Source organism: Inquilinus sp., from assembly GCF_057815775.1.
Map to the genome: position 1 here is coordinate 1 of NZ_JBYRFX010000910.1, position 7156 is coordinate 7156.

Below are 7156 nucleotides of genomic sequence, written 5' to 3' on the forward strand. Positions count from 1 at the left end.
GCCGCGAAGACCGCGACCTCAGGCAGCGCCTCCGCCTCGGCGCCGGGCCGGTGTTCCTAGCGGTCGGCGGTGTCGAGCCGCGCAAGAACACCTGGCCGTCATCAAGGCCTTCGGCCAGATCCTCGCCCTCCACCCGGACGCACAGCTGGTGATCGCCGGCGGGGCCTCGCTGCTCGACCACAGCGCCTACCAGACGGAATTCCGGGCGGAGCTGGAGCGGTCCGGCGATGTCGCCGCCCGGGTGGTCCTGACCGGCCCCATCGACCAGAACGACATGCCGGCGCTGTACCGCATCGCCGATGCGCTGGTCTTCCCATCCGTGCAGGAGGGCTTCGGCCTGGCGGCGATCGAGGCGATCGCCTGCGGCACGCCCGTCGTCACCTCGCGCATTCCGCCCTTCACCGAGCATTTCGCCGAGGGCGACGTGGTCTGGTGCGATCCGCGGAGCCCGGGATCGATCGCCGACGCCATGGCGCTGGCCGTCCAGCCGCAAATCCGCACAAACCTGGCCCGGCGCATCGACGCCATTCTCGCCCCCCACAGCTGGGCCCGCACGGCAGCGGCGCAGCTCCCCGCCTACCAGAAGATCCGCGAGGTCGAGCATGCCTGAGATGCTGTTTGCCATCCGCTGGCCCGACGGCACGCGCGAGACGTGCTACTCGCCCTCGCTGGTCATCAAGGATCATCTCGCGCCGGGCGAAGCCTATCCGGTCGCCGATTTTCTCGACCGCAGCCGCACGGCGCTGACCATTGCCGGTGACCGGGTGCGGCAGAAATTCGGCTTCGACTGCCCACGCGCCGCCGGCCAGATCACTCGCCTCGAAGCCGCCTGCCGGCACTTCATCGACCAGCCCGACGCTGTCGTCAGCGTCGAGTCCTTCCAGGAATAGAGGAGGAGATCCGCCATGTCGGACGCCAGCCCGAACCGCATCCCGGTCGCCGTCATCGGCGGCGGCCAGGCCGGCCTGTCGATCAGCCACTATCTCAGCGAAGCCGGCATCGGCCATCTCGTCTTCGAGAAGAAGACCGCGATGCATGTCTGGCGGGAGCAGCGCTGGGACGCCTTCTGCCTGGTCACGCCGAACTGGCAATGCGACCTGCCCGGCCATCCCTATGACGGCACCGATCCCGACGGCTTCATGAAGCGCGACGAGATCATCGACTATCTCGCCCGCTTCCGGGCGAAGGTCGATGCGCCGCTGCGCGAAGGCGTCTCGGTACAGCGCGTCGGGCGCCGGGCGGATGGCGCCTTCGACGTCGCCACCTCCGACGGCGCCTATATCGCCGACCAGGTCGTCGTCGCCTCGGGCGGCTACACCGTGCCGATCATCCCCCGCATGGCCGAACGCCTGCCGCCGCACATCCGGCAGCTGCATTCCGAGCAGTACCGGAACCCGCAGGCCCTGCCCGACGGCGCCGTCCTGGTCGTCGGCTCCGGCCAGTCCGGCGCCCAGATCGCCGAGGATCTGCACCTGGCCGGGCGCCCGGTTCATCTCGCCGTCGGCGGCGCGCCGCGCTGCGCCCGCTTCTATCGCGGCAAGGATGTCGTCACCTGGCTGGCCGAGATGAACTACTACGAGATGTCGGTCGACCAGCATCCGCTGCGCGAAGGCGTGCGGGACAACACCAACCACTACGTCACCGGGCGGGATGGCGGGCGCGACATCGACCTGCGCAAATTCGCACTCGAAGGCATGCAACTTTACGGCCTGCTCGATGGCCTCGACGGCGGCAGCGTCACCTTCCGCCCGACGCTGACCGCCGCCCTCGACGAGGCCGACCGCGTCTACAACGGCATCAACGCCACGATCGACCGGCACATCGCCGAGACCGGCATCGCCGCGCCGCCGGCCTCCGTCTACACGCCGGTCTGGCAGCCTGCGGCGGAGCCCACCACGCTCGATCTCGAGGCGGCCGGGATCACCAGCATCATCTGGTGCATCGGCTTCCGGCCGGATTTCGCCTGGCTGGACATCCCCGCCTTCAACGGCGCCGGCCACCCCAAGCATCGCCGTGGCGTCGCCGCCGAGGAGGGGATCTATTTCCTCGGGCTGCCCTGGCTGCACAGCTGGGGCTCCGGCCGCTTCTCCGGCGTGTCGCGCGATGCGCGGTACCTCGCTGAAAGGATCGCGGAGAGGCTGAAGGCCCCGGAAGAGGTTCCGTCCGACCGCGTCCGCCAGCTCGTCACGGCGGGCTGACGGAGATGATGGATTGGCCTTTCACGGCCGGCAGCATCGTCGGCGAACCCGGCCTGCTCGCCTTGTCGGCGCCGGCCGTGGTGGCCATGCCCACCCGGTCGGACCGGATTCTGCTCGGCATGCCGCATCTCGGCGGCAATGGCTTGTCGGAGATCTGGCTGCTCAAGGAACTCGGGCACCGGCATTGGCTGCTCCTGGCCGAGAGCGCCGGCAGGACCGCTCCGGATTTCCGGGACGAGGCGGGCCGGCCGGTCTACGCCGCCTTCTGCGCGCTTTCGATCGAGGACGGCGACTTAGCCGCCGCCCGCGAGAATGACAAGCTCGGGATCACATCGTCGCTCGCGCGGCTGTCACGCACCCAGATGGCGAGCCGGCACCTCCTCGCGATCGAGGGCCGGGCGATCGGCACCGTCACCATGATCTCCACCTTCGTGCGCCGCGCGCCGGATGGCGGCAACCACACGGTCGCGCGCGTTGCGATCGAGGGGCTGCCGCCCATCGGCGGGCCCACGCCGGCCGGCGACCTGGCCGATCTCGCGGCGGGATTCCGGGCCGGCCGCGTCAAACGCCACATGGGGTTCGACCTGCACCGCCAGACGGCGCTTGGGGCCTGGACATTCGACCCCTGCCCCAGCCTCGATTTCAACGGCGCCGGGTTTCTCTACTTCGCCAGCTTTGTCGCCATGGTCGACCGCGCGGAATGGCGGTTCGAGCCGGTCCTTGCGCGGGCTGTGGCGACAACCCGGCGTGATGTTTTCTTCTACGGCAATGTGGACCGCGGCGAGACCGTCACGGCCTGCCTGCTGGCGCGCCGCGAGCGGGCAGGCGCCCTTATCCATCATTGCCGATTGCGGCGCGGGTCCGATCGAGCGGTCGTCGCCGACGTGTTCACCACGAGAACAGTTGCCGATCGATGACGACAGAGACTGCAGGGGGCGTCCGACTGGGCGGCCGGGGTGCGCCATTTGCGGTCACCGCGCCGGCAACCGGGAACCGGACGTCGGCCACCTCGGTCGGATTCAGCGGTTTCTAGCCAGCCCGGATCGACGGGAGTGTCCGAAACCGGACGTCGCATTGGGGACCGTATAGCCGGCTGAGAACGGCATATGCCCGCTGCGCTCCCTGCATGAGGCGAGCGATGCGCGTCGAGGTCGCTCGCTTGGATGAGAAAGGCCGGTCCGAGACAGCCCCTAGCTTTTCGGCAGAGCGTTCGGGGAGTGGACTAACAAGCCGGTCTGACGCGACCATCCGCCGTGGGTGCAGCTGCTGGCCGACCGCTGGTTCGGCATCGGCCTGCTGCTGTGCTTCCATCCATCTCAGGCGGAGTCCGGGTCGATCCGCCAACGACCTGGCCAGCTCCGTCAGCCGCCATAGCGGCGCCGCGCCTCGATGGCCAGGCCGACCCCGACCGCGCCAAAGGTGTCGCCTTCGACCACCCGGGCAGCAGGCGCCTCCGCCAAGGCCGCGGCGCGGAAGGTCGGCAACTGCGCCGAACCACCGGTCAGGAACACGGCATCGAGCCGATCCGGCGCGATGCCGGACGCCTGGATGCAACGGCGGATCAGGGCCGAGATGCGGCCCACCGCATCCTTGATGGCAGAGTCCAGAACGGCCTGGCCGGCGCAGACCGCAAGCTCCGGCTCGACCAGCCGGAGATCGATCACGGTCGGATCACGGCGGCCGAGTTCGATCTTCGCCGCCTCGACCTTGAGCGCCAGGCTGTGGCCCAGATTGCCTTCCAGCACCCGCAGGAGCCGATCGATCTTCTCCGGCTCCCGGGATTCGCGGCGCACGTCCCGCACCTCGGCCACGACCTTCGGCGCGTAGAGGGCGTTGATCCGGCTCCAGGTTGCCAGCATGTGGAAATACCGGCTCGGCACCACGGCGCCGGGCCGCAGCATCTTGCCGCCCAGGCCGAGGACCGGCATCACGGTTGCCAGGCTGAACAGCCGGTCCACATCGGTGCCGCCGAGCCGGATGCCGTCATTCGAGAGAATGTCGCCCGAGCGATCCGACAAGGCGCGGCGGGCAGGCCCCAGCCGCACGATGGAGACATCGGAGGTGCCGCCGCCGATATCGACGATCAGCGCCGTCTCCTCCCGCTCCAAGCTGGCTTCATAGGTTCGGGCCGCGGCGATCGGCTCGTACTCGAAGGACACCTCGGAGAAGCCGGCCTCCCGCGCGATCCCCCGCAGCGTGTCTTCGGCCGCACGGTCCCCGGCCGGGTCGTCATCCACGAAATGGACGGGCCGACCATGCACCACATGCTCCAGGGCATGGCCGCAGACCGCCTCGGCCCGCGCCTTCATCTCGGCCAGGAACATGGCGATGACCTGCTTGAAGCCGATGCGTTCGCGGCCGATCCATGTGTCCTCCTCGATCAGGGACGTGCCGAGCATGGATTTGATCGACCGCATCAGCCGGCCGTCCAGCCTGTCGACATAGGATTCAATCGCCGATCGGCCGAAGAGCGGCGCGCCACCCACCATGTCGAACCACATCGCGCTGGGCAGCGTGGTCGCCGCGCCCTCCAGCGGCAGGAGCCTTGCGCCCCCTGCGTCGGAGATGCCGAGGGTCGAGTTCGAGGTGCCGAAATCCAGGCCGCAAAAATTCATGTCCGCCGAACCCGCCATTCAGAAATTGAATTCCTGGAAGGTCGTGCTGGCGAAGAGTTCCTGCAGATCCAATGGCCGGTCGATCAATCCATCGGCAAGGGAGTAACGGATGAGGGCGTCCAGTTCCTTGCGATTGCTGTCGATGCCATATCGCCAGTAATCATCACCCATGAGCCGGACGATGCGTTCGACCTCATACCCGATCCAGGGGTGCGCGACCTTCACCGTGTCGAGCGCCCGCAGCTCGGTGACGGCAAGGCTGAGCGCCCGGCGAAACGCCTTGTAGATGTTGACGGGCAGCCAGGGATGCCGCTCCACCAGTTCGCGGCGGATGCCGATCGTGTGCATCAACGGAAAGAAGCCGGTCTTCTCGAAATAGGCGGCTTCGACGTGCCTTGTATCCTGGAAAAGACGGCGCACATCGGGATTGCGGCCGAAGCAGGACGGCGACCGCGGCGCGATGATGGCGTCGATCTTGCCGTCGCCCAGAAGCGCCGACAGGGTATCGTGCGGCCCGATCGGGGTGACCGACAGGTTCGGCGGCAGCGTCAGCGGCACGCGCACCGACCGGCCCGGTTGCTCGAGCCCGCCGGTCACCCATTCGATCTCATGCCGCTGCACGCCATATTCGTCCGCCAGGATGCCGCGGACCCAGACCCCCGCGGTCTGCTGGAAATCCGCCACGCCGATCCGGCGGCCCCGCAGATCCGCAGGCACTTCGATCCCGCGATCCGCCCTGACATAGATCGACGCATGCCGGAAGGCGCGCGAGACGAAGGCGGGCACCGCGATATAGGCGCCCTCACCCCGCGCCGTGGTGATGAGGTGACTGCTCAGCGAGAGCTCGGAGACGTCGAATTCGCGATGGCGAAAGGCCCGCTGGAAGATCTCCTCGGCCGGCGCGGTCACGATGTCGAGCCGGCATCCGTCCACACCGATCCTGCCGTCCAAGATGGCCCGGGTCCGGTCAGTGTCCTGACAGGCGAGAGATAGCGAAAGAGTCATCAGACCTGACCACCTTGTTTGCGCCCGCGACGACACCGTCCCGCGGCGTTGTTTCACAGAGACGAATGCGTGGAATGGGCACTCGGCATCACCATCCGGTTGCCGCGTGGGCGCCCGCTCTCTCCAGATCCCATATGGCAGCCGGTCATCGACGTCCGGCAGGCCGGTTTCGGCCGTTGTCATGGCCGCGCTGCCTGGCGCTCTCAGGTGAGCGCGCTAGGCAGCGCGGCAGTCACATCACTCGTTGGCCGTCTTCAGCAGCTTGATCGCCGGTCCCAGCTTCGCGGTGAAATCGGCGATGCGCGACTTCACCTCGTCGGTGAGCGCCACTTCCGTCGTGTCGCCCTCCTGCTCCATGTATTTCTTCCAGTCATCGGTCTTGGTGACGTCCGCGAAGACCTTCTGGAAGTAGGCAACGGCCTCGGGCGACATGTTCGGCGGACCAGCGATGCCGCGGAACTGAAGCTGGGTGGGAATGCCCTCGTCAGGAACGCCCTGTTCCTTCAACGTCGGCGCATCGGGGAAGACAGGGACTCGCTTGTCTCCCAGGACGCCGATGATCTTCAGCTTGTTCGCGGCCACCTGCTCGGAGAAATCGGTCACCGCCCCGATCATGACCTGCGCGTCACCCCGCAGCAGGGCTGTGATGCGTGGGCCGCCATCGGGAAACGAAAGATACTTCCAGCTCGTCTTGGTATTTTCCTCAATGACCAGGGCCGCGAGATAGTCGACAGACGTGACCGCGCCGCCGACCTGCACAAATTTTCCCGGGTTCTTCTGGGCATCGGCGACGAACTCCGCGAACGTCTTGTATGGCGACGAAGCAGGAACGGCGATCACCTGGGGCTCGTCGATGAGCTGGATGATCGGCGTCAGATCCTGCAGCGTCGCCTTCGCGCCCGGCACGTTCAGGCTGCTGACCACCCATTTGGAGGTGAATGCCGCGACGTAATTGTCGCGTCCGGCTTTCAGTTTCATGAACGCCATCGCGCCAAGGCCGCCGCCCTGCGACTGGGAGATGACCGGCCAATTGTCCGAAATGATGTTGTTCTGCTGCGCGATCTTCACGATTTCGCGAGCGAACAGATCGCTGCCACCACCCGGCCCGGTGTCGACGACGAACTGCACGTTGGATGGATCGGCAGCGACGGCGCCGAACGGAACGCCACCCACGATCAGCACCGCAGCGATGGCGGACCGGACGCTGCCACGCATTTTGCTGGTCACCGACATTTTGGCCTCCTCCTTGGATTTGCTTGCGTCCCGCATTCCAGAGCGGTTCAGTTCGCAGCCGGCGCGGCTGCCACGGCGTGGCGCTGGCGGCGCCGGGAGATGATG

Annotated in this window: 7 protein-coding genes; 4 read left to right on the forward strand and 3 right to left on the reverse strand. The window is 67.4% G+C overall.

Annotated elements, in window-relative coordinates; translation table 11 throughout:
* From AC3XYG_RS32530 to AC3XYG_RS32545, 4 genes are all read left to right on the forward strand, one after another.
* A partial coding sequence (locus AC3XYG_RS32530; protein WP_489144034.1) for a glycosyltransferase occupies window positions 1–610 on the forward strand: 610 nt, incomplete at its 5' end.
* The gene (locus AC3XYG_RS32535) at window positions 603–890 is read left to right on the forward strand and encodes an MSMEG_0570 family nitrogen starvation response protein (protein WP_489144035.1); all 288 of its coding nucleotides are present in this window, start codon (window positions 603–605) and stop codon (window positions 888–890) included. The genes AC3XYG_RS32530 and AC3XYG_RS32535, both read left to right, overlap by 8 nt.
* 15 nt (window positions 891–905) lie before the next feature.
* Complete coding sequence (locus AC3XYG_RS32540; RefSeq protein WP_489144036.1) at window positions 906–2198, forward strand: MSMEG_0569 family flavin-dependent oxidoreductase; 1293 nt, start codon at window positions 906–908, stop codon at window positions 2196–2198.
* Between the two features lie 5 nt (window positions 2199–2203).
* A complete protein-coding gene (locus tag AC3XYG_RS32545) occupies window positions 2204–3115 on the forward strand; it encodes a Pnap_2097 family protein (protein WP_489144037.1) in 912 nt (303 codons plus the stop codon).
* A gap of 444 nt (window positions 3116–3559) precedes the next feature.
* Here AC3XYG_RS32545 and AC3XYG_RS32550 read toward each other — a convergent pair whose 3' ends face one another.
* The 3 genes from AC3XYG_RS32550 to AC3XYG_RS32560 all read right to left on the reverse strand — a co-directional run.
* A complete protein-coding gene (locus AC3XYG_RS32550; RefSeq protein ID WP_489144038.1) occupies window positions 3560–4831 on the reverse strand; it encodes an Hsp70 family protein in 1272 nt (423 codons plus the stop codon).
* A complete protein-coding gene (locus tag AC3XYG_RS32555; protein ID WP_489144039.1) occupies window positions 4832–6001 on the reverse strand; it encodes a hypothetical protein in 1170 nt (389 codons plus the stop codon).
* A 54-nt stretch (window positions 6002–6055) separates the two neighbouring features.
* A partial coding sequence (locus AC3XYG_RS32560) for a Bug family tripartite tricarboxylate transporter substrate binding protein (protein WP_489144040.1) occupies window positions 6056–7156 on the reverse strand: 1101 nt, incomplete at its 5' end.

Coding starts and splice junctions, on each gene's coding strand:
- AC3XYG_RS32535 (WP_489144035.1), top strand. CDS start 603: ATGCCTGAGATGCTGTTTGCCATCCGCTGGCCCGACGGCACGCGCGAG.
- AC3XYG_RS32540 (WP_489144036.1), top strand. CDS start 906: ATGTCGGACGCCAGCCCGAACCGCATCCCGGTCGCCGTCATCGGCGGC.
- AC3XYG_RS32545 (WP_489144037.1), top strand. CDS start 2,204: ATGATGGATTGGCCTTTCACGGCCGGCAGCATCGTCGGCGAACCCGGC.
- AC3XYG_RS32550 (WP_489144038.1), bottom strand. CDS start 4,831: ATGGCGGGTTCGGCGGACATGAATTTTTGCGGCCTGGATTTCGGCACC.
- AC3XYG_RS32555 (WP_489144039.1), bottom strand. CDS start 6,001: ATGACAACGGCCGAAACCGGCCTGCCGGACGTCGATGACCGGCTGCCA.